The following is a 26,118-nucleotide window of genomic DNA, read 5'->3' as shown; positions in this document are numbered from 1 at the left end:
TGCCGGCTTTTTGATTTTAAAATTCTTACTTCAGTGAAACACTTTCCCAGGATTTAAAATTTCCTTTTTATCTACTTCTTTTTTGAAAGCGCGTAATCCGAGTAGCACCGGTTTGGAAGTCGCTTTTTCATACCAAACCTTGTGATCGAATCCGACGCCGTGGTGATGGGAGATCGGCGCTCCGTTTTGATAGAACGTATCCGAAACCATCCGTTTCATCTTAAACCACTGATCCGCCGGTTTCTTTTCGTCCATCGGAAACAGGATCGTATAATAGAGGCACGCCCCTTCGTGATAGCTGTGAGAGATATGACACATCGCAATCGAACCCGGAATCGATTTTTCCAGAGAAGCGATCCCTTCCTTGTGAAGATGTAGAACCCGGTCGTAGGTCGTGGAGGTTTCCATCGTATCCACACCGAGGCCGTTTTCCATCACGTGATTGCGTAAGAAAGGCATGTTGTATCGGGAATGAATCCATTGTTCTCCGAGATGTGTTCCGGCATACAATCCCTTATGTTTACCGATCAGAGGTTTGATCTTGGAGAAATTCTGAGAAACATCCTCTTTCGTTCCGTCGAGTCCCAAAAGAATCACACATTTATCTTCGCCGAGATTCTTCCAGCGTAGAACCTGATTTTGAATGATATTTTTGATCCAGCGGATCGGAGTGTTTTTCTTACCGAGAGTGCCTAACGTTTGATACAAACGAGTTTCGTTTTTATCGGAAAGACGAATCATGGAAGTCGGAATTTCCCTATGATTGACTTCACGGATAAAATCCAAACCGGCCGAAAAGTTCGGGAAAACGATTCCGAAATACTTTCTCGTTTCCGGAAGTTTGTGAATCTTGACGGTCGCCTCGGTAATGATTCCGAGCAAGCCCTCGCTTCCCGCAAAGATCTGATTCAGATCCGGTCCCGTGGAAGAGGCCGGTTCTCGGAGTGTTTCCACCGTTCCGGAAGGAGTGATTACTTTCAAGCTCGTAAGAATTTCCTCGATTTTACCGTAGCGATTGGATTGTTGACCCGCGCTTCTCGCCGCGATCCATCCGCCTAACGTAGAATATTCGAAAGACTGAGGAAAATGTCCGAGAGTAAATCCTTTGTCGTTTAACAATTTTTCGAGTTTGGGTCCGTAAATCCCCGCTTGAAAGGTCGCGAGATAACTTTCTTTGTCCAAGGATAAGAGGGAATCCATCCTGGTCGTATCCAATGAAAGAACCGCTTTTTGCCCTTTCCCTTTCACCACTTCCAAACCGCCGACCACGGAGGAACCTCCTCCGAAAGGAATTACGGTGATGTTGTTTTTACTACAGTATTCCAAAATCTTTGCGATCTCGGATTCCTTACTTGGATAAATAACTCCGTCTACGAACGCCTTGAGAGTGTTGAAGGAAAGTCGAAGAACGTCGTAGTAGCTTCTTCCCGCGGAATGAAGAACTCTTTCTCTACGTTCGGTGGAGAAATGTTTGCTTCCGCAGATTTTGCCGAGTTCACGGATTTGAGCGGGACTCAAAGAGGATTTCGGAAGTGTGATTTCTTCCAGGGCAACCGGAGGGGTTTTTCGAATCTCGGAGATCTTGAATTCGTCCGCGAGAAAGGCGAGGATGTCCTGCATCTGACCGACTCTAAAGAAGTCTTGTCCGTAGGCGCCCCATGCATTCCATCTCAAGTTATCCCTTGAATAGTCTATCTTTGAATTGAGTTCCGTATAAAACATCGTTTTAAAATCTCCGAATGATTCTTAAAAATAAAACTGTCCGAATCGCCAAGCATGCAGATTCGATCGAAATTCGCAACAGAATTCCGATCGAATCGTTACGAAGAGATCAGCTTTTGCAATTCCAAAACTTTTTCGTTGTTCGGTTCCAGTTCGGCCGCTCTTTCGATCAAATACTTGGATCGAGAGCGATTGCCCTGAAGCCGATAGATGTCCGCGAGATGAATTAAATTTTTGACATGATTCGGAAAACGAAGCCGGAATCGCTCGCTGGATTCCTCCGCTTTTTTCAAAAGCTCTGCATTCTTACTTTTGGAATATTCCCGTTTTGCCAAAACGGAAGAATGTAAAAGAAGTTCATGATCCACCGGATCCAGATATAAGGCGCGATTCGCGTTTTCGAGGGCGCGGCCGATATCTCCCGATTTTTCCAAAAGTCTCGCGAGGAGTTTGAGTTCTTCGGGAGAATCGGAAATATCCTTCTCGGAATTTTCATACTCTTTCAACGCACCTGAAAAGTCTTTGGAAAGAGCCGCTTTTTTTGCACGGGAGAATCGATCGTTTGTTTCCGATCGGAAGCCCTTTCCGTTATATTCGATGGACAAAAGACTGTAGTCGTCCGAAAAACTGCCCACGGATAAAAGTAGATTTTCGATCTCCGACAATTCTCCCTTTGCCTCTTCCACTCTGCGTAAGAATTCCGTTTCGTCTTCGTTGATCTTTCTTTTCCCGTCCGCGGATTCGTCCAGGATCAGATCGTCTTTTCCGTCCGAACCGCAGAAAATCCGATCGCCCGGTTTCATTTGAAAGAGCCGCACATAAACTTGCGCGTTGATTCCGCCCACGCCGAGTTTGTAAAAGTGGGTTTCCGGATCGATAAACGAAGCTTTTCCGTCTCGGAAAAGAATCAGCCAAGGATGTTCTATATTCAAATAGTATAATGTTCCCGTTTCTTCTTCCACAAGTCCTAAAACCGCGGAAACGAGCATGCTTCCGTCGAAGGTTTCGAATACTTTTTGAAGATCCGTAAAACAATCCTTGAGCCAGCGTTCCGGAGAACGATCCGCCGAATCGGGATCCATTTTGGAACGGATGATGACCGAGTTATAAACGGCCCCCAAGACGAGCGCCCCGCCGGCCCCTTGGATGGATTTTCCCATCGCGTCTCCGTTGATAAACGCTTTGAACTTTTTTCCTTGAAGAGTTAGATCGTAGGCGCTGAGATAATCGCCGCCGAGTTCGTATTCCTTTTCGCGAAACATGAATTTCTTATATTGGTTGAGAGCGAAATCGATTTTGACGGGACCGTTCTCGGTCTTCTTTGCGATCAAAGGATCGAGAAGAAGAGAAGTAAGAAAATAATCTCCGTCCTGTTTTTCCTTTAAGTTTTGGATTTGCTCCATATTCTCCGAGATTTCACGATTCTTTTCCAAGATCTTAAAATGACTGATGAAGTTGGAAAAACGGTATCGTTCCACGATAAATCCGCTGAATGCCGCGAGGACGTAACTGATCGCAAGATTCTGCATCGAATACGACGCCTGGTCCGTGGAAAGATTCGGATGGTAGAGGAGAACGCCGCAGAGAAAGGCGGCGATGGAAAGCCCGTAAACGGAAAATAAAAATTTCCGGGGAAAGGGCATGAATACTATGGACATGACCACGATCTGTAAACCGGAAACGTAATTCGGATCATCCGCGATTCTTCCCGTAAAAAAGGCCGTCGCATTCAAAATATAAAGAAAAAGAATGTAGGCCCATTCCAATCCTTTCCCGCGAATTTTGGTTCCTAAAACACGATCGATGATCAGAGCGACAAGGAAAAAAAGACTTAAGAGAGTAAGACCGATTCGGAAATAAAATAGTTCCGGAAATTCGGGGTGAAGCTTTCGATCGGTGTCTAACGCGAATCCGAGCCAAACGAAGATTCCGATAATAGAACCCGGGTAATGGAGAAATCGAGCCTGTCTATGGAGATCGTCCATATATTCTCTCTCATGCCGGATCCTATCTTCATTGATGTCAAATAGAAGGCGCAGGTATCTTTTGAAAGAATTAGACAAACTCATCGTAGCTCAAATCTTTTCAGAATTACTTTTTTTTCAATCAGAGTTTTCGATTTTAGAATCCAAGAAGTCGAATTATAAAATTATTGATTTTGCACAACCGATATAAGAGGATTGATCCTGTCATATTTTTATGAAAAAGAATCCCCATGCCTATATCTAAAAAATTGCCGAGTGCGACCCCAAGAATGAACCGAAGTTCAGAATCGACCGTCTACGACCTGTTAGTGATTGGAGGTGGAATTACGGGGGCTCAGGTCCTCTGGGATTCTACGTTACGAGGTATGAAATCGATACTTTTGGAAAAAAACGATTATGCTTCCGGGACAAGTCAGGCGACATCGAAGATGATTCACGGCGGCTTGCGGTATCTCAAGAATTTCGAACTCGGGCTCGTGCGCGAATCTCTTCGGGAAAGGGCAACCCTTGCCCGAATCACTCCGCAAGCGGTTCAGTCCATGGGGTTTTTGGTACCAATCTATTCGAATATCGAACGATTTGTTTTAAAGGCCGGTATGGAGATGTACAATGCGCTTTCCTACGACCGGAATACGAATCTATCTCAGGATCGTTTGATTCCCAAATACAGCTTTCTCTCAAGAGAACAAACGATCTTAGAATCTCCAACTGTGGATCGTGAAAATCTGAAAGGTTCTTATCTTTACTACGATTATCTAAATTTGAATCCGGAGCGACATACCTGCGAATTTATCTTTTCCGCGAGGGAACGAGGGGCGGAGGCGAAGAATTATACCGAAGCAATTCAGATCGTTCACTCCGGCGATTCCATGTATACAGTGATTGCGAAAGATAAAATTTCCGGTAAGGAAACTTCTTTTCAAGCGAAAACGGTCGTAAACGCGGCCGGACCTTGGGCCGATTTTGTCGAATCTCTTGCCGGAGCGGAAATCGAAAAACATCTCGTGCGTTCCAAAGGAATTCACGTCGTTACTAGAAAAATCTGCGGAGACAAAGTTTTTGTAACCAAGAAGAAGGACGGAACCCATTTGTTCGTCATTCCTTGGAGAAACAAAACCATCATCGGAACGACCGATACGGAATATCCCGATAATCCGGATCGATTTCGAGTCACTAAAAAAGACATCGAAGAATTGTTAAACGAAGTTAACTATACGTACGGTTATACCGATCTCACCTTGAAAGACGTGGATTTTTATTACGGCGGACTAAGACCTTTGGTGGAAGATCCCGGCGAAACCAAATCCACTTATAACGCGTCCCGTAAAACGGAAATTTTCGATCACAAAGAATCCGGCTTTCCGGGTTTTTTCACGGCGATGGGAGGGAAATATACGACGAGTCGTGCGGTTGGAGAAGCCGTCGTGAATAAGGTTGCGGAATATCTTCCCGGTAAGTTTCGTGCCTGCGAAACGGCGACGGTTCCTCCTGCGACCGGAAATTATTCTGATCTTTCCACGCTCATCAACGAACTCGGAATCAAATTCCCGAAATTAAACGGTGAATTGATCGAAAACATTGCGTTTCGATACGGTTCGCAAGCGGTGCAGGTACTGGAAAGAAGTTCGGCCAAAGAAGAATTCTATACTTTGCAAAACGGGGAAAAGTTCTTTGAAAGCGAATTGCGGTTTATCGCAAAACGGGAAGACATTCGTTTTGCGACCGATTTCTTTTTCAGAAGATCCGGAGTAGGAGTTCCCGGTTTACCGGAAGAAAAAGAAACCGCAAAAATCGTCCGTTCTCTCGGAAAACACTTGGGCTGGAACGCGAGCCGTGTTTCGAAAGAGATCAAATCGGTCGAAGAACGTTATAAAATTTATTGAAGTTTTAAAACGTAAACGAGTTGGAAAGAAGAATGGACATAAAGTCCTTGATGATCTCGGAAGTGTCCGCAAGGCTGATCGCTTCTCCGTCCACGATTCTTTGAACCACCGTACCCAAAATCACGCTGATTAAAATCCGGTTGAGAGTCGGATTCGTAACACCTAAGTGTTTCGTGATAATATTGACGTATTCCTTCATTGCGTCCGCGATCAGAGTTTTTTCTTCTTCGTGATTTTTCAAACGCGAAACGTCGCAGATGATGTAGAGCAGATTCTGAAAGTAAGCCTCTCTGGCTTGAATCATTTGGAAAAGGGATTCCACTCTGGATTCGAGCGTTTGTCCGGGATTTCCTTTGGAATAAAGTTGTAATTCCTCGATGTCCTTGCTGAGAACGAACTTTACCAACTCCTTAAAGATATCTTCTTTGGTTGCAAAATAGTGATATAATGTGCCCGTGGAAACGTCGAGTTCGGTTGCAATTTCTCTCATCGAAACCGCGGAGTAACCTCTTCGCGCGAGAATATCCACGCACTTGGATAGGATCTCCACTTTGTATTTTTCATGATTCACTATCTTGGGCATCGGGACTTCCTCAGATTTTTATATTTATTTATTGTCAAACTCGTATTCCGTGATGTTGAAATCGCCCGGCCCGGTCAAGAAGATTGGATCGGGGAGATTCCAACAAAGAAGGATCGCAAAACGATCAATAGGCGATTCTTAGTTTTTGATAAACGAATCCTAACAGCCAAATCGGACCGATCATCAAAAACTGAAGGTCTTTGAAGAAGGAAGGCTTTTTGCCTTCGATCTTATGACCGATAAACTGTCCGATCCAAGCGAGAACAAAGATCGTAATCGAAAGTTCTAAAATACCGTAGGCGTACGTCCCGAACATGATCGGAAGGACGGTCCGTTGCAAAATCACGATCAAATAAATCATGAAAGAACTGAGAAAGAACATTCCCAGGGCTAAGGTCACGGAAAGTCTTACATAAAAAGCGAGTGCAAACACAAGAGCCAAAGTCGCAAAGTTCAAGTAAGGAACGGACTGAAAAAAAGAAGGCACTGGAATGGACCAAAGAAGACCGATGACAGTAAAGTAAATCAGCGGAACACAAACCCAGTGGATGTTTTTGTTGATCGGGTTTCGGTGGCTTTCCGCGTATTCGTTAAACCAAGTTTCAACGGATTTCATAAAAAACTCCTCTCTGTTAAAAATTTTAAACGTTCGAAATAGAATCGCAAGTGTTTTTTTCGAACTTAGTGAATAAAATCCATTTTCCGAAGGTGAAACGTTTGTTATCGTACCAAATTCCCTTGGGATTTCGGTAGTCTGTACAAAAAGTCGGATCTTATAAGTTCGGACCTTTTTTTCAAAGGAGCCTATTTTTTACATTTAGTCGAAAGACGCGCTAAAAGCTTCTCAAAAATTAATCCGAAGTCGTTTCGGGGAGAGGATTTTCCGGATTTTCTGTCGATGGTACCGCGGAGTCCATTGGTGTTTTCGTTTCAACGGAAGCGGTTGGAACGATCGTAGGTTGCTGTCGAGGCGATTCCACTTCGAGGGGGCGGGTGATTCGTTCGATCGGAAGTCGTTTTACGTGATTGGCCATTTCTTTCAAAATCGCTTCCGTAATTTGTTTCATGATTTCGCCGGTGACTTGGTTTTCCAAAACCTCGGTGATCATCGAACTGATATCTTCTCCGAGACGTTTGGAAATTTCTCCCATAAACGGGATTCTGGACAATTCTCCCAATAAGAACTTGGATTGAAGGGATTCGTTTACCTTGGCGTTGAATTCTTTCTGATGAAGTTCGAAGGCGCGTTTGGCGAGCTGACTATAATCCAAGCGGATCATCACTTCTTCCACTCTTTCCAAAGAATGCAGAAATACGGCGTCGGCGATCGTATCCACGATCACATCCCGAAACCGAAAGGTGATTTCTCTTGTGACGATATCGCTTAGGTTTTGTCCGGATTGACCTAACTTGTAAAATGCGATGAGAATCTTCATTCCCCGCAAAAGCAAAAAGGGACGGAGAAAATAAAACGGAATCACACCCACGATTTCGTACCAGTTCATCGAGAAATACGTGCTCGGATCTTTCGATTTTCGAAACTTAGTGATCAGTTCCATTACCCACACGACTAATACGAAGAAGTCGAAACCGATCATATACGCGTACAATTCTTTCGGAAGAATTTCCTTATACGAGTTGTAGATCAAAAGTAGAAGAACGTCCAAAGCCGCCAGCGAAAGAAGAAACAAATCTCTTCCGGACCCGGGCAACGCCTTGAGCCAAAGATAAAAATGCCAGACGTTAAATTTGTTGACCCGGACCGGATAACGTTCGGAATCAGCCATTTTACTCATACTCCCCCCGGAAAGGTTGGTTTACAGTATTTACGAGAATGGGATTCTGGTCACTACAATTCCATGTCTTCTCAAGTGGCAATTGACGGTTTCAATCTGATCTATAAATTTCCGGATTTGGAAGAATGTATGTATCAGAATCGGCTTTCCAAAGCGAGACAAGGACTGTTGGAATTGTTAGAATCGTATTCCAAAAAAAAGAAAAAACAAACCTTTCACGTTTTCTTCGATGGAAAGAAAGAAGTCGGTAGCGAAGTCTATCAGGAAAATTTCGGAAAACTGAACGTATATTTCAGTCGAGAACGAAAAGCGGACGACGTGATTAAAGAATTCGTTCGAACGAACGTGCGTCCATCGGAGATTCAAGTGGTCAGTTCGGATAAGGAGATTTTTTTTCACGCGAAAAAATGGGGCGCTCATCCGATCACTTCCGAAGAATTCGCATCTCTTGTACTCGCCGAAATCTCTCCTCCAAAAATCGAAGCGGACTCCGAAGAATTCAAAGATAAAAAACTGAACTCCGAAGAAGTGGAATACTGGAAAAATTTATTTAGGAAAGGCAGATAACAGTGCTGTTCAACTCCGTTACGTTTGCGATTTTCTTTGCCGTTGTTTATGTAATCTATTGGTCGATTCCGAAAAAGAACCGTCCCGATTTTCTGATTCTTTCCAGCGCGTTCTTTTACGTCTGGTTTTCCTGGGTGTTTTTCCTTCACTTTGTCGCGGTGATTCTTCTGAATTACTTTTTTTATCTGAGAATCAAAACGTCGAAGGACGGTTCCAAACACTGGATGATTGCGTCGGTTCTTTTTAACTGCGTCAATTTGGGATTTTTCAAATACTTTTATTTCTTTTCCCGCGTTCTTGCGGACGTCACCGGTTATCCGTTTTTCACCGAGATCCAAGGCATCGTTCATATCATTCTTCCTTTGGCGATCAGCTTTTACAGCTTTCAGATGATCGCCGCGGCGGTGGACGCGAGAAGAAATCCTACCGGAGAAACGATTTCTCTCAAAGGGTATTTTCTGTTCGTATTATTTTTTCCCGTTTTGATTGCGGGGCCGATCATGAGAACGGGGGATTTTTTCCCGAATCTGAACAACCTCGAACCCGACCGCGATAAAATCTATAACGGCTGTTATCTGATGATCGGCGGTTTGATCAAAAAAGTCCTGATCGCCGATCCCGCGGCCGGATTGATTTCTCCGATTTTTTCAAGTCCCCAAACATACGATTCGTACTCGTTGATCTTGGCGGGGATCGGATATTCGATCCAGGTGTTCTGCGACTTTTCCGGGCTTACGGATATGGCGCGCGGAGTGGGGGCGCTTCTCGGATTTTATCTGCCGGAAAACTTCAAAGCTCCGTTCTTTTCTCTCAGCGGAAGAGAACTTTGGCAGAGATGGCACATAACGTTGTCTTTTTGGCTCCGCGATTATATCTATTTTTCCTTGGGCGGAAGCAAGGTCGCGCAATGGAGAACGCACTTGAATCTGATTTTGACCATGACCATCGGAGGTTTTTGGCACGGAGCGGATTATACGTTCATCGCTTGGGGATTTTATTGGGGATGTCTTCTCGCCGGAGAACGATATTTGGAAACTTCTCTCGGCTGGAAGTTGACTCCGGAAAAGAACGTTTTCCTGAAAGTGATCAAGGCTTGTATCGTGTTTCTCCTATTTTCTTTCAGTGCGGTATTGTTCCGCGCGGATAGCGCAAAGACGATGGTGGAACACGTAACGGGAATTTTTCTAAATTCTTCGGATACGATCGAAACACAGATCGCTTCTTCTTCTCTTGCTTGGTTGAACGACGCCGGAACTTTGATAGACGGAAATTCTTTTTTTCTCCTCAAACAAATGGAGAATGTGGAGAAATTCTTTTATCTCTTTCTTGCGCTCGTTCTGTTCAACTGGGTTCAATACGTTCCCGATTTTTGGAAGCGTTTTCGGAAATACGATCCTTGGCTTTTGACGGGATTGGGCGTTCTTACCGTGTTTTTACTCGCGTTGTTTTCGGAAGATTCGGGCGCGTTCATCTATTATAAATTTTAGGAAAATAGAATGTTTCGAAATCGATTTCTACTCGTTCCTTTTATCATTTTTCTGCTCGCATTCGGAATCGATAAACTCATCAGTTCCACCGCGTTCGAGCCTTATTATTCGCTGACCCTTTCGGATTTGAACTTTAGACATAAGGAATTCCTGTTCGACGAACTCAAAGACTATCTCCAAAAAAAGGATCGCAAGAAGGTTTTGGTTTATTTCGGAAATTCAAGAGCCCTTCTATTCAGAAACGATTATATAGAAAAGAAATATCCCGATTGGGTTTTATTCAATTTTTCCGTGCCGGGCGGATCTCCGGATTATTATCTATATTGGCTGGAGCGATTTCAAACAGACGCGGTTAAACCCGATTTTATCCTGATGGATGAATCGATCGAAATTTTCAATTCTTCCTCCGTTCTTACTTTGGACGAGGTTCTTTTTTACGGACTCAGCGCGTCCTTTGTTTTCCGCCACGCAGATCGATATTCTTCTTCGGATCTGACCGGATATATCGCAAAGAAATTATTTCATACGCACAAGAATCGTCCGCGCATGAATGTGATCCGGGCGAGGGTAAAAGACGGGGGAATGCTTGCCGCCGGTTACAGCAAACTTCGTTCCGAAATCTGGGAAAATCTCAAAAAACAAAGAGGAAGCGCCACGTCAGACGCAAGTCCGCGGATCGTGTTGCCTACGGAACTTTTGAAAAAAAGATCCAATACGGATTTTAAATCCTATCTCACTCCGTTTACGTTCAATCCCAAGATGTTGGCGAATCAAGAGGATGCTATAAAAATCGTTAAAGAAAGCGGGGTTCCGTTCGCGACGATTTGGGTACGCGTAGCCCGTCCTTATTTCGAACTGTATAAAACGCGCAAGGTTCTAACGAACGAGAAGGACGAACGAACCCCGTATGACATCATGATTCCGATATTAAAAAAATTGCATACGTCTACCGAAACCGAATTTTGGAATATGAACGAAGATCCCGAATATCATTGCGACGATTTCAGTGACCCGGGCCACATGTCTCCGAGCTGTTTTAACGACTATGCTGATTTTATTTTCAAACGATTGCCGAAATGAATGGTTGGGAATGGAGAAGAGAAGCCGATGATTGAACTTTTTGAATCTGCGATTTCGGGAAATTCGCATAAGGTGCGAATGTTGTTGTCTTTCCTGAATTTGAAATATGAAAGCGTTTCCATAGATTTAAAAGGAAAAGAACAAAAGTCCGAGGGTTTCTTAAAAAAGAATCCGTTCGGACAAGTTCCCGTTTTGAAGGACAAAGAAGTCATCGTCCGCGATAGCCATGCGATCTTGGTCTATCTCGCTTTGGAATACGGAAAAAAAGAGGATTGGTTTCCCGGCTCGAGTTTTGAAGCGGCCAAGGTAATCCAATGGATTTCGACCTCAGCGAACGAAGTGGGGCGCGGTCCGGCTGCGTTACGCGCTCATCATAAATTCGGACGAAAGATCGATGAGAACGAGGCGCTTTCGGTAACGAACGACCTGTTGCGGATTCTGGAAAACCAATTGGAACAAGATCCGTGGTTGATCGGTGATAAAATCACGATCGCGGACATCGCGCTGTATCCTTATATCGCGCTGGCTCACGAAGGAAAGATTGATTTAAAACCGTATGAAAAAATCCGCGCTTGGCTGAAACGCATCGAAAGCCTACCTGGTTATGTTTCGATGGAAGGGATCGAGTTGCAAGGCGTTTGAAGAAAGTCGAGATTTTTTAAAAAGTTTCCAATGATACCGATCGATATCCTTCTTCCCGTTGATCGCGAGCGGATTTAACCAAGGCCATAAAATTTCGAAAATGTTTCAGTCGACGGAAGAACCTTAAACCTTACTTTAGAATCTGTTCCACCAGTTCGGGCAAAACCTTTCCCGTTTTTCCTTGCAGAAATAAATCCACCGAAGAGGAAAAGGAGGAACGTTCCGGATTGATCTCCACCAATAGGGAGCCGGAACGTTTTGCGATTTGAGCTAAATAGACCGGCATACTCACCGAACCGGATGTTCCTAAAATCAACAATAGATTCGTGTTTTGCATCCTCGCGATCGAAAGATTGAGTTTGTCCTCGTCGTAACTTTCCCCGAACCAAACCACACCGGGTCGAAGCGGACCTCCGCATGAGTTGCATCTTGGAGGAAGAGAATCCGATTCGGAAATTTTTTCCTTGGATTCTTGTCCGCAGGAAACACAACGATTGAGAAAGATGTTCCCGTGAATTTCGACGAGCTTCCGGGAACCGGCTGTTTCATGGAGTCCGTCCACGTTCTGCGTAATGAGGAAAAAATCGGGATGTGATCTTTCTAAATCGGCAAGAGCCGTATGGCCCGGGTTCGGTGCCTTGCTTTCGATGATGTTTCTTCTCCAGAGATACCATTCCCAAACCAGCTTGGGATCTTTTTCGAAGGCTTGCGGAGTCGCGAGATCTTCGGCGCGAAAATTATTCCAAAGGCCGTCCGCGCCGCGAAACGTGGGTATTTCGCTTTCTGCGGAAATTCCCGCTCCGCTGATCGCGGTGATTTTTTGAAACGAATGTTTGTGTTCGGCTAAGAATTCTTTCATGAAGCGAGTTGAAGCGAGGATTTCACTTTCAACATGGATTCTTCCCCGCAAAGAATTTTAACGAGTTCGAGGGAGAATTCAAACGCCGAACCGGGGCCGACGCTCGTCACGATTTTTCCGGAAATTTCCAGTCGGGAACCCGTATAACCCGGGGCGTCGGATACGATTCCGGGAAACGCCGTGAACTTATCTTGGGAAGTGAGAATATTCTGATGTACTAATACACTAGGCGCCGCACAGATCGCTCCGATCCATTTCCCTTTTTGTTTTGCCTCTTTTAGGAGTTCCGCGATTTTGGGATCGGCTCCGAGCGCTTTGGTTCCGGGACCGCCTCCTGGAAGAACGATCATATCGAAATGTTTCAAGTCGACTCGGTCCAGGGTCGTGTCCGCTAAAATCCGAACTCCTCGGGACGCTTTGACTTCTCCTTCCTTCAAAGAAGCGCTCGTGACTTCCACCCCGCCCCGGCGCAGTACGTCCACGATGATAACCGCCTCCATTTCTTCCATTCCTTCCGCAAAAGGAACCAAAACCTTGGGCATGGACTTTCTCCTTTGAAAACGAAATCAATCCCTGGAACCTTTCCAGGTGACGTTCAAGTTTAAGAAGTAATTTGTGATCATCGCCGCTAAAATGGCAAGCGAATCCGATAAAAATTTAACAGGAAGTCCGGAAGAATTCAATTCCAAAAGAAAAATTCGGTGATACAAAAGCTGAAATACGCTGATCTGAATCAGAAGTCCCAAAAGACTTACGAGATGAAACAGAATCAGACCTTGAACGAGCCGGATTCCTACGTATCTTTTTTCGTAGAACGTAAGATAGTTGTTCAGGACAAAATTGGAAAGAATGGAGATTTCGATTCCGAATAGAACCGAACTGTAAACCGGATTTAAAAATCGAAACGGGGTGGAAATCTCCGGAAAACGAAAGGTTTCACCGATTACAAGTCCGAATAAATTTACGAGAACTCCGAAGGAACCTACCAAGGAATACAGAAGAAACGTAGGAGAGATTTTTTTTCCGAAACGAAGATCGAGTAGTGCGATCAGATAATTCCGAATCACCGAGCCGTCCAATTTCGTTTTGCCGAATTCTCTGCTGCGGAACGTAAACGGCACTTCGAAGATTTTAGGAGTTTGCCCGGCTCCATTCAAAAATTCTAATAGGATTTTGAACCCTCTCGGATTGATTCGATCCGCCGTTTTCTGAAAATACGAACGGGAAATCGCAAAAAATCCGCTCATTGGATCGGAGATCGGAATCGGTAAAAGAAACTTTGCGAGCTTGGTCGCGAACACGCTGAAGCTCTTCCGTAAGAAAGACCAATCGGATGTGGAACCTCCGTTCATATAACGGGTTCCTATGCTTACCTCAAAACCGTTCTTTAAGATCGGTTGAACCAAAGCGGGAAGAATTCTTTCGTCGTGTTGTAAGTCCGCGTCCATCACGGCAAACACGTTTCCTTTCGCGATCGCCATTCCCGAAAGAACCGCGGAGGAAAGTCCTCGACCTTCCATCCTTCGGAGAACCGTTAACGTAGGGAATTTGCCTTGGAGCGATTCCGCGACTTCCCATGTTTTATCGGGGCTGTTGTCGTCTACGAGAATGATTTCAAAGGATGCGTTTTTGAGCGCTTCCGCGATTTTCGGAAGTAAGATCGGAACGTTTTCTCTTTCGTTGTAAGTAGGGAGAATGACGGAAATTTCCGGGTTTGTCATCGGTTTCTTAGAATTTTAGAAGTCGGATCATTTGTAAAATCAATAATTAAGTGTACACTTACTTATTTTAAAATTCGATTTCGATTCGAGGTTTCCCGCCCAAATCGAACCGAACCGGCGATTTTGAAAAATTACAAATCTCTGACATTTTGAGAAAGGTTTTAAAAAAGAAGAACGTAAAAAAACGCTGTGAATCGAAAAACTTTTCTCATAAATTCGATCCGTCCTTTCATGGAATCCGTATGGCGTTCAAAAGAAGAATCCATCCCCGAATCTGGCGTCGAATCTTAGGAGCCTTTGCGTTCTTAGGAGTTACTCATTTTCTGACTTCTTTTCTTTTGTATCAGGAACTGGATTCTCACTTGAAACTTCCGTTTTTCGGAAATCGAATTCATTCTTCCTATTCGCCGACGAAACACCGTTGGCTCAAATTCGCGTTTCATCTTCATTCGGATCGGGACGGTTTTTCTCCGTTTCGAAGTCCTCCTCGGGAAATTCAGGAAAAGTATCTCGATAAGCGATACGACCTCGTCGGAATCACCGATTATCTGAAGATCAGCGGAATCGATTCCAATGAACCGAGATTTTTTCCCGGTTATGAATGGGGGAGGGACTTCAATCGAAAGCATATTCTGGCGTTGGGAACCAAGGTTACCGTTCCTGACTTCTTTCCTTTGTACGCTTCTGCGGAAAACATTCAATGGACGATCGATCAGATGCACAAGTCGGGAGCCTTTGTTTCGATCAGCCATCCCGGTTTGGAAGGTTCGATCTCTTATTCTTTGATTGAACGATTGAGAGGAGTCGATGCGGTGGAAGTTTTTTCACCCTACGGAGATACGTTTCAAGAATGGATCCGACTTTTGGATCAAGGAACTCCGATTTTGGCTACGAGCGGAGACGATCTGCATTACTTTCCGGGAGAATTCATCCGCGCGATGAAACTTCCTCTGTATCAGAGAATCTTTCACGAACTTACTTTTTCCGAACAAAACGCGGGGGACGCCTTTGTGCGTTATGTTCTTTTGAATACGAATTCGTATGATCCGAAAGAAATCACTGCGAATCTAAAAAAGGGGAATTACGTTTCTGTAATAAAGCTTGTTGATTATATGGATGATCCTAAAATTTCCGAACTTCGGTTGGATCGAAATACGATCGTCGCCGAGTTTCCTAAAACGTTCATCAAGGCCGAGTTTATCGGAAAAGGCGGAACGATTTTAAAGGAAGAACGGCAAAAACAAAAAGCGGAATTTACGATTCGTCCGGAAGACGGATACGTGATTTTGCGAGTCGTTTTTCCTTCCGGTTCCATTGTCTCGAATCCGTTTTATCGAATTCCCGAACCGGAAGAAAATCAAACGGAGAATTCTCTCGATCCTAAGGATTGATTCGGCAGCAGAGAAGGGCGCTTGCTCCTCCGTTTCTTTGCGCGATTCCTCCCGCATATTCTTGATCTCCGCATTGACCTTTGTAAGAACCGTACGCCCAATCTCCCCCTTTGATCGAAGAGCGATTGTCGCCTCGATCAAACCAGATCGTTCTGCAGGAATTGCTTAAATTGATTCTGCTTTGCGAACAAAGGATTCCGCTCGTCCCCCAAGAACGTTTGGAAAAACCGGAAACGTAAAAATTCTGCGGACATTCGTATTTCGTAAAACCGCCCGCCCAATCTCCCGTTCCATGATAGCGCGTGGGGGTTTCATAGACGGCTTGGACGTTGTAGTTACGATTGGAGTTCCAGAGATTGCTTGTGATGATGTCCGTACAAAGCGCTTTTTGATTGGTGCTGAGTCCGTTCAAACGATATCCGTCCGGGCAGGTTCCCTTGTTTGCGCCGTTGTCCCAGTCGTTTGTGATCGTGGAACTGTTGTCGTTCCCGGAACCGATCCAAAGATTCGAAAAATGATTTTCCTGCACAAAGCCTGTTCGACCGTTTGTGGATAGAAGTCGGTTTAAGTGTTGAAATCGCCAATCTTCTTTGAGAGTTCTCGACCAGTCGCTGGATAAAAGTCCCCATTCGTCGTTTCCGTTTAAGGGCCAATACGCGAAATCCATATCACGTTCGATTAAAACGTCCGTCAAACGGCGCAGCCATTCTTGATCTTGTGCGCCGCTTGAGGAAGGAGAGGCGCCGAATTCGCTCAACCAAACCGGAGCGGAATAATACATTTCCGGAGTAACGACGTAACCCCATTCGTTTTGAACCGTGGACTTAAACGTATTCTCGTCCATTTCGCGGTATTTGATGTTTCCACCTGAAGTCGAGTCGTCTCCATTGTGGTTCGGTCCGATGTACGCGTAATTGTGAGCCGCATAGACGAGTTTGTTGGAAAGGGGAAGATGAACCGGAAGATCCTTGATCGGTTTTAGATGAGGACGTTCGCCCGAGCCCAAAATCGGAATGAGTCCCCACCAATTGATTCCTTCCACGATCACAAGAATATTAGAATTTTCTTGTGCGATCAGAACGCCCATTTCTTGCGATGCTTTGTGCCAGTCGTTTGCATCATTCATTCCCCAGTTCGGACTATCGGGAATATGTGTGTCGCCTTTGCGCATCGTACGAACCTCGTTCCTAAGATCCGCTCCGACGACCATCGGATTGTTTTTATAGCGACGAATCATCGTTAGCCAATCCACCTGCCACATTTCCGTCGTTTGGTTGTAGGCGAACGAAGAGCCGGTATGGTACCAAAGACCGTTGTAATCGTAACCGCAGCACCATTCGGAAAATGTGGTGTGGTTGTTGAGAATGACGACGATTCCCGCTTGGGTCAAAGCGTGGATTGTTGCATCATAAACTTCTAATGGAGTCTTTCCGAAAAATTGTGGATTGGCCGCGACCGATTCGTTAGATACGGGCGTGATTTGATGAAGCATTAGATTGGAAAAGGGAAGTCGAACCGAATTGAATCCCCATTCTTGAATCAAGGAAATGATATGGGTAATGGGCTGTTTGTCCAGACCGGCGACGACATACTGTGTATCACTCGCGCCGTACCAATTGACGGATTTGAGCTTGAAACGATTTCGATTGGAATCGACGATATATCGCCCGTCGGTACTCAACGGAACGCTCGGATTGAGCGTAGTAGTAGATAAAAAGGAAGAAGTTGCGTTGTAGTTTGGAAATTGCGCCGAGCTTTCTGCGATCGATCCGATCGGACGGAAAAACAAAGAAAGAATCGTTTCCGTACCATTTTGTGAGGACGTTTCGTTGCATCCGATTAAAAATTGAAGCGTAAAAAGGCAAACGAGAAGTCCGATTGAAATTTGATTTCGATTCGACTTGTTTTTGTTCGGCGATGCGCCTAAAATTAATTTCCGCATTGTATTCTTTCCATTTTTTTAAATTGATCTTAGCGATTGCCGTTACTTTTCTACAAGATTTCCCTTATATTGTTCTTATAAAAGATCACATTCTATCGACGAATGAGTGAAAGGGGCGCTTTTCGATTGACAAAGATACGAATTCTTTTCATCCAGAAGCATGATTCGAAATGCTCTTCAAGAACTTCTGAAACTTGAGAAATAATTTTAACTCCAAATTAGAAGGCTGATAACCTGAATTGAAAAATAGTCATTCATTAGAAATATACTTTTCAAAACTACCTTAATATATTAATTCAGTAATCCATATGAAACTTGGAATTGTAACTCATCATTTTTTTATAAAATTTATCTTAATATTTTTTTGTTTTCTTATAAAACTACATTCACAATCCAAAGAGGTAGTTATATATGGAAATATTTCTTCTGCATTGAAGACGCCTAAAGAAGTGCGAATATTAGATCTAAGTAGAAAACAACTTAAGACACTCCCAAAAGAAATAGGACAGTTCGTAAATTTAGAAAGATTGTATCTGAAGGATAATGAACTTACCACTTTACCTGAAGAGATCGGGAAATTAGAAAATCTTAAAATGTTGGACATTACTAGAAATCAAATCTCAAGCTTTCCAAAAGAATTTTGGCAGTTAAAAAATTTAGCTGTGTTAATAGTAGAAAACAATAAACTTTCAGCTCTCCCTGAGGAGATAGGACAACTAAAAAATTTAAATTTATTACACTTAGATTCAAATCAACTCACAACCTTACCTAAGGAAATTGGACAGTTAGAAAATTTATTATCCTTAAAATTATCAAGCAACAAACTGACTTCTATTCCAGATGAAATTGGACAATTGAAGAAGCTTAAGATTTTAGGCTTATGGAATAATCCGAATTTAACAACCACCGAAAAACATATCCGAGAGTTATTTCGTAACCAAGATGTAACGATTGAAAAAGAAAAATCCTATTAGCTTTTCTCCTTTCGCTTAAAAAATTCCATATTTCTATTTCAGATATACATTAATCAAATATTGGAATACTGATTGTTCTTAGCAATAGAGGCTCGCTTGGATTATTAAAGTGAATCTTCATTAAATGTGATGAATCAATGGGTATTTCCAAGCTACCACAACAAGCGGATCCTTACTTGAGTTGAAGGCACCACATATAACCTATTCAGCACCCTTTACTTCCGATAATACATATTATGTCGCATTATAAAAGAGCTGGTTTAAACGTACCCATACACATCGGTAACACTCTAAACCGGAGACATGGGTTACACTCGATTCGTTGTAGTTGTGCTTTGATATTCAAAAGATTCGTGAGGTCTTTCTCGAATGATTTTGTATGAGATCCTACATTTCCAAAGAATATAAAAAGACTCGAAGACTCACTCATGAACTTCTGCAAAACGCTCCCACACCGAACGAACAATTCCAACTGATAACTCGGTGACCAGAAAACTTTCGGCTCTCGAAAACTTTATTCCTCCTTCGTAAGAAACAATTTTTATTTATAATTTTTAAAATACGCTCATTGGCGCTTCAACAAAATGAAATTGCAATTCTTCCTTTCCATCGAATTTTGCGCGTATGAAAAAACAAAGTTCGACACGAATTCTTGCGGCACTTGGCTGCATTTTTCTTTTTGCGACGATCGGCTGCAACTCACAAGATCCGGTCAGTTATAACAACAAAATCATGGATGTCCTGAACGGTTCCACTGATGATATGGATGCGCTCAACGATGCGATGGTAAAAGAAGATTACTCTGCGGCGGAAACTGTACGGAAATCTTGGGAAGCGAAACTTGTAAAGGCTTCCGAAACCCTCAAAGGCATCGGAGATTTTAAAGGAAATTCCGATTTCAAGAATACGGCTGTCAAAGCGATCGATTCGTATAAGAACAGCGTGAGCAACGATTATAAACAGCTGATCGAACTTCGCACGAGTTTAAAAGCGGGAACGAAAGTCGACGAAGGAAAAATCGACACTCTTTTGAACAAGATCAATCAGGACTTTGAAAAAGCGGCTAACGAGCTGAATGCGGCTTCGGATAAGTTTGAAAAGGATTTTAACAAATAATCTTTTGATAAAAATCGATGCGACCGCTTTCGATGTGGGTCGTATCGGAAAAGGAGCGCGCCGGAGGGTAAAATTCCGGCGTCGCGCGCGTTCAGGAAGGAATCTTAATAATACTGTCCTAAAGTGATGGTAACGATGGTTTTGTTGTTATCCTTTTTGTTGATGCACTCACATTTTACCTGCGCGGATTGGCTGTAATAGCCTTGGTGCGCCGAAAAACCGGGGGCCGCCTTACAGCTCTTATAGAGTCCCTCGTTCACCAAACGGTTGCAAGCTTCTTGAATCGCTGCCGCAGCGTCGCTTGCTTGGGAAAAAACTCTTCCGGGAGCCAGAATTCCCGCTAAAATCAATGTAACAAATAACGCCCTTTCAACCCATCTTTGAATCACGGAAAATCCCTCTCTTATGAACTGAAAATAAATAATTCTCTCGTCTAAAATTTCAAGAGATTATTTTCAAAATTGCTGTTTTATCAACAAATTTCTGAAATAATTTTACACAGAAAAAAATAGGAATTCAGGACTATGACCCTTCTATCTTTGAGAATCATATCGTACGTATTGGTGTGTTTTTTATCCTTCTCCCTTTCGGCACAAACCGCAAATCCCTCACCCGGTTCCGAAGAAAAATCGCTCGAAGAATACAAAGTGAAAAAGAACGATTCGCTTACGAAAATCGCCAAAGAAGTTCTAAACGATCCGGGCAAATGGAAAGAATTTCTGAAATACAATCAGATCCAAAATCCTTCTTTGATTAAGGAAGGAATGGTTCTCAAGGTTCCCGTTCACTTGAGAAAGGTCGTCGAAGTCGAAGGTCAACCGATGGCCGCGCTCGAACTATATCACGGAGTTGTGGAATATTCTAAAAAACCGAAGGAAGGAAATCCGGTTTGGAGCGCCGTATCAAAAAATCAAATTCTCAGAGACGGTGAAAGTCTGAAAACCGGAGTAAAGTCCGGCGCATTCTTAGCCTTTGTGGAAAACGAAACCAAAGTAAAAATTTTTGAAAAGTCGAGCTTCCGCGTTTCTAAAAAAGAAGCCCCCGAAATCTTTTTAGAAAACGGGCAACTACAAGCCGATGTGAAACCCGGAATTTTCAAAACGGCAAAGAAGACGGTTCAAAAACTGGTCATCAGTACTCCTGTTGCGGTCGTGGGTGTTCGGGGAACGAAATTCTACGTAAACAACGAGGGTGAAGAACGAAGTGACGTGGGATGTTTTGAAGGAACCGTTAATGTCGCCGCTTCCGGAAAAGACGTGGATGTGAAAGCGGGATTCGGAACCTACGTGGAAAAAGGAAAACCTCCCGTGGAACCGTTCCCGATTCCGGGCAAAATTCAAATCGATAAGGACTTCCAGAACCAATGAAGAAGTTCGAAAACCTCGCCAAAATCACGGCGGTCCTCGTTTTACTTTGGATCGGAACCGTCGGAGCGCAAGATAGAAAGGAACTCGAACTTCGATGGAAAGCGGATTCGGCCGCGCAATCTTATCGAATTGAATTTTCGGATACTTCCGATTTTCGAGTGATCCAAAGAACTCTTACGACCAACGAAAGGCAGATTCGATTCTTCCCTGAAGGCAATGAACGATATATCCGCGTCTTGGGAATCGGAAGAAAAGAATCCAGAGGAGAACCTTCGGATGCGATCTCGATCGATTCGCTTCGACCGTTCGTAAAGCTGGAACGAAAGACGCCGCCTCAAAACAACAAAGCGATCATTCTTTCTCCGACTCAAAACGAAAAAATCGTTTTGGATAATCCGAGTGCGGGCCGAAACGGAGTGAAGGTTTTCTTTCGGGTGAACGAAGGAGAATGGAAAGAGTATCAGGGAACGATCTTCGGACTTCAGGAAGGAAAGAACGACGTTGAATTCTATTCCGAAACGGCTTCGGGAGTCAAAGAACTGACCAAGTTGATGGAAGTCGTACAGGATACGAAGAAGCCCGAAGTCAAAGTCGAGATCGGAAAAGGATGGAAGCTGGAATCGGTTTACGTCACAAGAAGGGATCAACTTCTTCAGGTGGAAATCGTAGACGCCGTTTCGGGAGTTGCGGATGCGGAATTCTACTTTTTTCAGAACGGTAAAAAATTTCCGGTCAATCCGATTTCTCAGGAAAAGAATTTCTACCGGTTTCAAATTCCGAATTCGATCGAGGACGGAAGTTTCGGGATCGACGTGAAGGCTCGGGATCTCGCGGGAAATAGTACCGAAGAAAATTTTTACGGAATCTTGGATTCCAATCCGCCGATCTGTCGTGTGAGTCCGCCGATCGGCGCCGGAGAATTATTCCCGATCGGAACCGAAATTCAAATTCAGTGCGAGGACTTTATCTCCGGCATGAGATCGATTCAATTCAGCGTAAACGGAAGCGAGTATCGCAATTACGCGGAAGGACTCGTACTGGAAGCCGGAAAACATAACTTCGACTTTCGGGTGAGCGATAAGGTAGGAAATGTCGCCAATGTAAAAGCGCAATATACGATTCTAAGCCCGACCTTAGAATCCAAAGTAAAGATCAAACCGCAAACGAAGTAGGGTCCCCTACTTCGGAAAAATCGGATTCAAACAGAGATCAATGCGCGGACTGAACGCTCAAAACGCGAAGGTCCGAGGCCTGCGTTTTGATCTTCACGATTTCTTCCTGCAGTTTGGCGGAATCCTCGTTGATCTCGTTGATCTCCGTACCGAGATTTCCCATCGTCTGAACCATTTCCCTTTGACCGAGCATCTGCTCTTTTGTGGCTCGAAGGATTTCTTCCGAGGTGGATTTGATTCGACTCACTTCCGATACGAATTTTTGAATGATGGATTTTTGCTCGAGATAAAACAGATTCATTTTGTCGATCCGGTCGGCGGTCTCCAAAATTTTTAGTTTTTGATTTTCGGTCATATCCCCGGTTTCCGTGGAAGCGATCCTCGCCTCTTCGATGAACTTGCGGGACTGATTGACGATATCCGAAATCGATTTTGCGTTTCCGGAAGTGAATTCTGCGAGTTTGCTGACCTCGTTTGCGACGACGGCAAAACCTCGACCCGCAACCCCTGCCCTTGCGGCTTCGATGGAAGCGTTCAAAGCGAGTAAGTTCGTTTTATCCGCGATCTCGCTCATGATCCGATTGATCTCGTCGACCCGGTTGAAGGAATTCGTAATGTCCACCAAATAGGATTTCGTTTTTTCGGCGGCGATCGTGACGTTCTCCATATCCTCTTTGTTCTCTTTTGCAAAGGTCGCGAGAGCCTCGCTCAAGGACGCGCTGTTCTTTAAAATTTCGTCTAACTTTGCGGCGTTGCCCGCGAGTTCGCCCAAACTGAGATTCTGGGTTTCAATCGAATGAGCGGTGCTGGAGGAAGAAGCGGAAAGTTCTTCGATGACCGCGTTCACTTCTTCGATGGCGGCGGCTTGCGATTCCATCTTCTCGCCGGTGCGGTTGATAAAATCTGCGAACTTACGAATCGAATTTTCCAGACTTTCCGCGGATTTTTCCAAGGTCCGACGATCCTGCGTAAGTTTGTTCAAAAGAACTTGAGAATCTTCGTAAAGTTTCGAGCCTTCGTCCGTCAATTTGCCGAACAGCTTCATCAATTGCGAAAGAATGATACTCGCCGTGAAAACGAACGTGACCTTAACGATCTGAACCGAAAAGATCATGTGACCGGGAACTTTTCCGAGTTCGGGGTTTTCCGTCAAAACCATCCCGCCCTTCCAAGCGACGAAAATCGAAGCGATGATTCCTAACGCGGAAAGAACTCCGATCAAAAGCACGAATCTTCTTTCACCCAAAAAGGAGGAGTAGATCATCACGTAGAAATAAATAAAAAAGATAAGCATGTTGGCGAGAATTCCCGAAGAAACCGTCGGTTCGATCGAACAATCCGCCATCAAGGTCAGGGAAAGAATGTTCACGTCCAAGAGAACTAACGTCTTCTGAAAACGAACGCCGATCTTGCCTGTGCGATGGAGTGCGAATTCCAAAAGACAATACGCCGCCATCAAAGCCGTGCCGACTACGTGCGCGATCACCTGCGTCGGGTGGTTGGTCTTCGAAACGCTCAGAAGCGTAAGTGAAAATAAGATAACCAACCCGAGACGAATTCGGTTGATTACAACGGCTCCGTCCTTCCAGATCTGGTGGATCGAAGATTTTTGGGAATGAGCCGCAGACTGCATGGGATTCTCCTTTGGAACGGCCTATCTTGAAAGGTTCGGACAAAAAAGAAAAGCAAAAACTTCGAATTTATAAAAAGCGGACATAGGCTTGGGGCGCCCGCCGGAGAAAATTAAATTCAAAGGATATAATACTTCGAAAAAAGCTCCGGCGCCGCGTCTCGTCCGGGGTGCGCTTACGCTTCCGTTCCGAAATGTATTTAAGAGCGAGCGGATTCGATCGTCGCAGTCGATGGCTCCTAACGTGCAGTTCGGAACCGCTTCGCGCCCTTCCGGCCGCTGGCGCACCGAACGACAAAATTCTTTTTTAAAAACGAAACCGAATCAACGAAACTGAATGCGTTGCACTTGACAGAAAGGTTTCTGCCGTTTCTATTCTAAAAACGAAAAGGAAACTAAAAATCGATGAAACTCATATTGAGAATTTTGGCCGGACTTGCGGTGTTGGTGATCGGATTTTTTCTGCTTGGAGTTTTTGCCGATCCGAAGTTCGAAGGCGAAATCAACGAAACGATCAACGCTCCAGTCGATCGAGTGTATCAACATCTTTTGAATTTGGAGGCGATTCCGAAATACAGACCGGAAGTCACTGAAGTCGTATTCGAGGGAAAAAACGCGAAAGGATATCCGATCTGGAAGGAAGGAACGGATATGGGCGGTTATATTCATTTCGAAATGTTGGAACGAGCGGAAAATTCTCGGGTTCAGATTCGGATGAAGGAAAGCAGCTTCGGAATGAAAGGGATTTGGGATTATAAACTCAGTGCAGAGGGAAACAAAACGAAGATAACGATTTCCGAAACATCGGAGGTTTCCAGTATTCCGATCCGATCGATCTTTTCTCTCGTAGGAAAGGATGCGAACCTAAAAAAAGAAATCGAAATTCTGAAGACGGTATTTCCTTAAACTTTTCCAAAAAAAAAGAATTTCTTAGAAGCGCTCGCATTCAAAACGCTTCTAAGAAATTACAAATGGTATCGTCGGGTCTTTGAAAGGAATTTTATTTTTTAGATTCCGCTACGATCGAACCTCGAACCTGTCCTTCTTCTCTGTCGATCGATTTGATAAGAATATAGAGTTTTCCCGCGTTAAGATCCTTCTTTTGATTCACGTTAAGATCGCAAGAACCCCAATCTTTCCAAGGGCTGTTTGTGGCATTGTAAGGCGGTTTGAACGTGCAAAGAGGTGTTTCGTTTCCTTCGGTGAGAATGAGAATTTCAGTCGCGTTGCTTCCGAAGTATTCATAAGAACCGGAAATCTTGAGCTTGCTTGTTTCATCGTCCAAGATCGCGTCCACGCTCCCTCGCGCGTTCACGTTTTTCTGAGCGGCGTCTTTCAGGGATGCGACGAATTTTGTGTTTCCTTTTCCATAAACAACAAAAGGGAGAGCTATAATGCAAAGAGCAAATAAATAGCTTTTCTTAAACATGGTCCTATCCTTCTTTTTTTATTTCGAGAACGAAAGTGTTCGTTTTCGGTATTTCAGTAACCGAATTCGGAAAGAAGTTTGCTAAGAAAAAAATTTAGATAAGAAATATTTGAAGCCGACGTTTTGATTTTGGTGTATTAGGGTTTTTTAATTATAAGTTGTGAATCGTTTTCTGAAATCGATTCTCGAATTAGGATTTAGGGAGAATTTTTCGCGCGATTCTTCTTTGTAAGATTAACTCGTAAAGATTTTGTTTCGTTTCTTTTTGAACGAACTCTGAGCTGTGAAAGTATCTTTGGTCCTTCGACGAATAGATCAGATCTGTTTCCAGAGGATTTTGAAGATCGGTTGGATTTGCGTTGAGAATGATTTCTTGTTTCGTTGGAATATGAATGTATGTTTTGGTAAATAGGCTATTTTCGTCTGACCGTAGTTTGGCGATCTCGATTAAAGAGAAAGGCCGCAGTTGCTTGAGACCTTTCTCTTTCAGAAATCGGTAAAACTCTTTGTCTTTTTTATTTCGAATTCCAACGCTCGTAAACCAAAGATCGAATTCATTTTCTCCCGTGATCGGGTTGAAGATCTGAATATTCGCTCCTTTTTGGATCAAAAATTCGGAAAGCTCGTATCTGCGGTTTATAACCGAGTTGAGCAGCGGCGATTCATAGATGGAAAGTCCTATTCCTTGAGGATCGTTTTGGCGATATCCTCCCCAATTGACGTCTGCTCCCGCTCGAACCAAGAGTTTCGCGGCTTCTACGTTCTTCGTTTT

24 protein-coding genes (1 of these 24 cut by a window edge) are annotated in these 26,118 nt (G+C 44.0%); 11 read left to right on the top strand and 13 right to left on the bottom strand.

Features of this window, described 5'->3' with window-relative positions; genetic code table 11:
* Positions 1–30: 30 nt before the first annotated feature.
* Entirely contained in the window at positions 31–1,722 is a 1,692-nt protein-coding gene (locus tag LFX17_RS09720; protein ID WP_238746363.1) for an FAD-binding oxidoreductase, read from the bottom strand.
* Positions 1,723–1,820: 98 nt separating this feature from the next.
* A complete protein-coding gene (locus tag LFX17_RS09715) occupies positions 1,821–3,791 on the bottom strand; it encodes a SpoIIE family protein phosphatase (protein WP_406600671.1) in 1,971 nt (656 codons plus the stop codon).
* A gap of 146 nt (positions 3,792–3,937) precedes the next feature.
* Between LFX17_RS09715 and LFX17_RS09710 the strand changes: the two genes are divergently transcribed.
* Positions 3,938–5,590, top strand: a complete 1,653-nt coding sequence (locus tag LFX17_RS09710; RefSeq protein WP_238730074.1) for a glycerol-3-phosphate dehydrogenase/oxidase — start codon at positions 3,938–3,940, stop codon at positions 5,588–5,590.
* A 4-nt stretch (positions 5,591–5,594) separates the two neighbouring features.
* Here LFX17_RS09710 and LFX17_RS09705 read toward each other — a convergent pair whose 3' ends face one another.
* The 3 genes from LFX17_RS09705 to LFX17_RS09695 all read right to left on the bottom strand — a co-directional run bounded on the left by LFX17_RS09705 (position 5,595) and on the right by LFX17_RS09695 (position 7,960).
* Positions 5,595–6,173: a TetR/AcrR family transcriptional regulator gene (locus LFX17_RS09705; RefSeq protein ID WP_238730073.1), complete on the bottom strand. Its 579-nt coding sequence runs from the start codon at positions 6,171–6,173 to the stop codon at positions 5,595–5,597.
* 124 nt (positions 6,174–6,297) lie between these two features.
* Positions 6,298–6,789 (bottom strand): Mpo1 family 2-hydroxy fatty acid dioxygenase, encoded by a 492-nt coding sequence (locus tag LFX17_RS09700; protein ID WP_238730072.1) that lies wholly within the window; start codon positions 6,787–6,789, stop codon positions 6,298–6,300.
* Between the two features lie 235 nt (positions 6,790–7,024).
* Positions 7,025–7,960 (bottom strand): hypothetical protein, encoded by a 936-nt coding sequence (locus LFX17_RS09695; RefSeq protein WP_238746351.1) that lies wholly within the window; start codon positions 7,958–7,960, stop codon positions 7,025–7,027.
* Between the two features lie 72 nt (positions 7,961–8,032).
* Between LFX17_RS09695 and LFX17_RS09690 the strand changes: the two genes are divergently transcribed.
* From LFX17_RS09690 to LFX17_RS09675, 4 genes are read left to right on the top strand one after another with little or no spacing between them, the layout of a single operon-like run.
* Positions 8,033–8,536 (top strand): NYN domain-containing protein, encoded by a 504-nt coding sequence (locus LFX17_RS09690; RefSeq protein ID WP_118955687.1) that lies wholly within the window; start codon positions 8,033–8,035, stop codon positions 8,534–8,536.
* A 2-nt stretch (positions 8,537–8,538) separates the two neighbouring features.
* A complete protein-coding gene (locus LFX17_RS09685; RefSeq protein ID WP_238746343.1) occupies positions 8,539–10,023 on the top strand; it encodes an MBOAT family O-acyltransferase in 1,485 nt (494 codons plus the stop codon).
* Positions 10,024–10,032: 9 nt separating this feature from the next.
* A complete protein-coding gene (locus LFX17_RS09680; protein WP_238746341.1) occupies positions 10,033–11,103 on the top strand; it encodes a DUF1574 domain-containing protein in 1,071 nt (356 codons plus the stop codon).
* A gap of 27 nt (positions 11,104–11,130) precedes the next feature.
* On the top strand, positions 11,131–11,745 hold the full coding sequence (locus tag LFX17_RS09675) for a glutathione S-transferase family protein (protein WP_238746339.1): 615 nt from the start codon (positions 11,131–11,133) through the stop codon (positions 11,743–11,745).
* A 130-nt stretch (positions 11,746–11,875) separates the two neighbouring features.
* On the opposite strand, the gene LFX17_RS09670 is transcribed toward LFX17_RS09675, so the two are convergent.
* Genes LFX17_RS09670 through LFX17_RS09660 form a run of 3 tightly spaced genes read right to left on the bottom strand, consistent with a single transcriptional unit; the run spans position 11,876 to position 14,325 of the window.
* Positions 11,876–12,604, bottom strand: a complete 729-nt coding sequence (locus tag LFX17_RS09670; RefSeq protein ID WP_238746337.1) for an SIR2 family NAD-dependent protein deacylase — start codon at positions 12,602–12,604, stop codon at positions 11,876–11,878.
* The gene (locus tag LFX17_RS09665) at positions 12,601–13,146 is read right to left on the bottom strand and encodes a DJ-1 family glyoxalase III (protein WP_238730066.1); all 546 of its coding nucleotides are present in this window, start codon (positions 13,144–13,146) and stop codon (positions 12,601–12,603) included. The genes LFX17_RS09670 and LFX17_RS09665 overlap by 4 nt, the downstream gene beginning before the upstream one ends.
* A 24-nt stretch (positions 13,147–13,170) precedes the next feature.
* The gene (locus LFX17_RS09660; protein ID WP_238746335.1) at positions 13,171–14,325 is read right to left on the bottom strand and encodes a glycosyltransferase family 2 protein; all 1,155 of its coding nucleotides are present in this window, start codon (positions 14,323–14,325) and stop codon (positions 13,171–13,173) included.
* 242 nt (positions 14,326–14,567) lie between these two features.
* On the opposite strand from LFX17_RS09660, the gene LFX17_RS09655 reads away from it, so the two are divergent.
* Positions 14,568–15,716, top strand: a complete 1,149-nt coding sequence (locus LFX17_RS09655; RefSeq protein WP_238746333.1) for a PHP domain-containing protein — start codon at positions 14,568–14,570, stop codon at positions 15,714–15,716.
* Here LFX17_RS09655 and LFX17_RS09650 read toward each other — a convergent pair.
* On the bottom strand, positions 15,706–17,658 hold the full coding sequence (locus LFX17_RS09650) for a glycoside hydrolase family 5 protein (RefSeq protein ID WP_238746325.1): 1,953 nt from the start codon (positions 17,656–17,658) through the stop codon (positions 15,706–15,708). The genes LFX17_RS09655 and LFX17_RS09650 overlap by 11 nt on opposite strands.
* Before the next feature lie 308 nt (positions 17,659–17,966).
* Here LFX17_RS09650 and LFX17_RS09645 point away from each other — a divergent pair, with 308 nt between their 5' ends.
* Together LFX17_RS09645 and LFX17_RS09640 are read left to right on the top strand one after the other, a co-directional pair.
* Positions 17,967–18,632: a leucine-rich repeat domain-containing protein gene (locus tag LFX17_RS09645; RefSeq protein WP_238746323.1), complete on the top strand. Its 666-nt coding sequence runs from the start codon at positions 17,967–17,969 to the stop codon at positions 18,630–18,632.
* Between the two features lie 624 nt (positions 18,633–19,256).
* A complete protein-coding gene (locus tag LFX17_RS09640; RefSeq protein WP_238746320.1) occupies positions 19,257–19,748 on the top strand; it encodes an LIC11966 family lipoprotein in 492 nt (163 codons plus the stop codon).
* A 104-nt stretch (positions 19,749–19,852) separates the two neighbouring features.
* Here LFX17_RS09640 and LFX17_RS09635 read toward each other — a convergent pair whose 3' ends face one another.
* Positions 19,853–20,137 (bottom strand): hypothetical protein, encoded by a 285-nt coding sequence (locus tag LFX17_RS09635; RefSeq protein ID WP_118955678.1) that lies wholly within the window; start codon positions 20,135–20,137, stop codon positions 19,853–19,855.
* A 135-nt stretch (positions 20,138–20,272) separates the two neighbouring features.
* On the opposite strand from LFX17_RS09635, the gene LFX17_RS09630 reads away from it, so the two are divergent.
* Both LFX17_RS09630 and LFX17_RS09625 read left to right on the top strand, forming a co-directional pair.
* The gene (locus tag LFX17_RS09630; RefSeq protein WP_238746311.1) at positions 20,273–21,115 is read left to right on the top strand and encodes a FecR domain-containing protein; all 843 of its coding nucleotides are present in this window, start codon (positions 20,273–20,275) and stop codon (positions 21,113–21,115) included.
* A complete protein-coding gene (locus tag LFX17_RS09625; RefSeq protein WP_238746309.1) occupies positions 21,112–22,287 on the top strand; it encodes a hypothetical protein in 1,176 nt (391 codons plus the stop codon). Before LFX17_RS09630 ends, LFX17_RS09625 begins: the two co-directional genes overlap by 4 nt.
* Positions 22,288–22,324: 37 nt before the next feature.
* Here the strand turns inward: LFX17_RS09625 and LFX17_RS09620 are convergent, their stop codons facing one another.
* Positions 22,325–23,920 carry a methyl-accepting chemotaxis protein gene (locus LFX17_RS09620; protein ID WP_238730057.1) on the bottom strand — a complete coding sequence of 532 codons (1,596 nt, stop codon included), beginning with the start codon at positions 23,918–23,920 and terminating at the stop codon, positions 22,325–22,327.
* A gap of 402 nt (positions 23,921–24,322) precedes the next feature.
* On the opposite strand from LFX17_RS09620, the gene LFX17_RS09615 reads away from it, so the two are divergent.
* Complete coding sequence (locus tag LFX17_RS09615) at positions 24,323–24,823, top strand: SRPBCC family protein (protein WP_238746301.1); 501 nt, start codon at positions 24,323–24,325, stop codon at positions 24,821–24,823.
* A gap of 94 nt (positions 24,824–24,917) precedes the next feature.
* Here LFX17_RS09615 and LFX17_RS09610 read toward each other — a convergent pair whose 3' ends face one another.
* Both LFX17_RS09610 and LFX17_RS09605 read right to left on the bottom strand, forming a co-directional pair.
* Positions 24,918–25,346 carry a CHRD domain-containing protein gene (locus tag LFX17_RS09610; protein ID WP_118955672.1) on the bottom strand — a complete coding sequence of 143 codons (429 nt, stop codon included), beginning with the start codon at positions 25,344–25,346 and terminating at the stop codon, positions 24,918–24,920.
* A 190-nt stretch (positions 25,347–25,536) separates the two neighbouring features.
* On the bottom strand, positions 25,537–26,118 hold the 3' portion of the coding sequence (locus tag LFX17_RS09605) for an ankyrin repeat domain-containing protein (protein ID WP_238730054.1). 333 nt of this gene lie beyond the right edge of the window; only the last 582 of its 915 coding nucleotides appear in the window; its start codon lies beyond the right edge, outside the window; its stop codon occupies positions 25,537–25,539.

This window comes from Leptospira sanjuanensis, assembly GCF_022267375.1.
In the GTDB taxonomy this organism is placed as follows: Bacteria; Spirochaetota; Leptospiria; order Leptospirales; family Leptospiraceae; genus Leptospira; species Leptospira sanjuanensis.
The sequence above is the reverse complement of the archived record's forward strand: the minus strand, read 5'-3'. Positions and strand labels throughout refer to the sequence as shown.

Coding starts and splice junctions, on each gene's coding strand:
- LFX17_RS09675 (WP_238746339.1), top strand. CDS start 11,131: ATGATTGAACTTTTTGAATCTGCGATTTCGGGAAATTCGCATAAGGTG.
- LFX17_RS09690 (WP_118955687.1), top strand. CDS start 8,033: ATGTCTTCTCAAGTGGCAATTGACGGTTTCAATCTGATCTATAAATTT.
- LFX17_RS09650 (WP_238746325.1), bottom strand. CDS start 17,658: ATGCGGAAATTAATTTTAGGCGCATCGCCGAACAAAAACAAGTCGAAT.
- LFX17_RS09655 (WP_238746333.1), top strand. CDS start 14,568: ATGGCGTTCAAAAGAAGAATCCATCCCCGAATCTGGCGTCGAATCTTA.
- LFX17_RS09620 (WP_238730057.1), bottom strand. CDS start 23,920: ATGCAGTCTGCGGCTCATTCCCAAAAATCTTCGATCCACCAGATCTGG.
- LFX17_RS09610 (WP_118955672.1), bottom strand. CDS start 25,346: ATGTTTAAGAAAAGCTATTTATTTGCTCTTTGCATTATAGCTCTCCCT.
- LFX17_RS09680 (WP_238746341.1), top strand. CDS start 10,033: ATGTTTCGAAATCGATTTCTACTCGTTCCTTTTATCATTTTTCTGCTC.
- LFX17_RS09700 (WP_238730072.1), bottom strand. CDS start 6,789: ATGAAATCCGTTGAAACTTGGTTTAACGAATACGCGGAAAGCCACCGA.
- LFX17_RS09645 (WP_238746323.1), top strand. CDS start 17,967: ATGAAACTTGGAATTGTAACTCATCATTTTTTTATAAAATTTATCTTA.
- LFX17_RS09720 (WP_238746363.1), bottom strand. CDS start 1,722: ATGTTTTATACGGAACTCAATTCAAAGATAGACTATTCAAGGGATAAC.
- LFX17_RS09625 (WP_238746309.1), top strand. CDS start 21,112: ATGAAGAAGTTCGAAAACCTCGCCAAAATCACGGCGGTCCTCGTTTTA.
- LFX17_RS09715 (WP_406600671.1), bottom strand. CDS start 3,791: ATGAGTTTGTCTAATTCTTTCAAAAGATACCTGCGCCTTCTATTTGAC.
- LFX17_RS09710 (WP_238730074.1), top strand. CDS start 3,938: ATGCCTATATCTAAAAAATTGCCGAGTGCGACCCCAAGAATGAACCGA.
- LFX17_RS09665 (WP_238730066.1), bottom strand. CDS start 13,146: ATGCCCAAGGTTTTGGTTCCTTTTGCGGAAGGAATGGAAGAAATGGAG.
- LFX17_RS09660 (WP_238746335.1), bottom strand. CDS start 14,325: ATGACAAACCCGGAAATTTCCGTCATTCTCCCTACTTACAACGAAAGA.
- LFX17_RS09615 (WP_238746301.1), top strand. CDS start 24,323: ATGAAACTCATATTGAGAATTTTGGCCGGACTTGCGGTGTTGGTGATC.
- LFX17_RS09695 (WP_238746351.1), bottom strand. CDS start 7,960: ATGGCTGATTCCGAACGTTATCCGGTCCGGGTCAACAAATTTAACGTC.
- LFX17_RS09640 (WP_238746320.1), top strand. CDS start 19,257: ATGAAAAAACAAAGTTCGACACGAATTCTTGCGGCACTTGGCTGCATT.
- LFX17_RS09705 (WP_238730073.1), bottom strand. CDS start 6,173: ATGCCCAAGATAGTGAATCATGAAAAATACAAAGTGGAGATCCTATCC.
- LFX17_RS09630 (WP_238746311.1), top strand. CDS start 20,273: ATGACCCTTCTATCTTTGAGAATCATATCGTACGTATTGGTGTGTTTT.
- LFX17_RS09670 (WP_238746337.1), bottom strand. CDS start 12,604: ATGAAAGAATTCTTAGCCGAACACAAACATTCGTTTCAAAAAATCACC.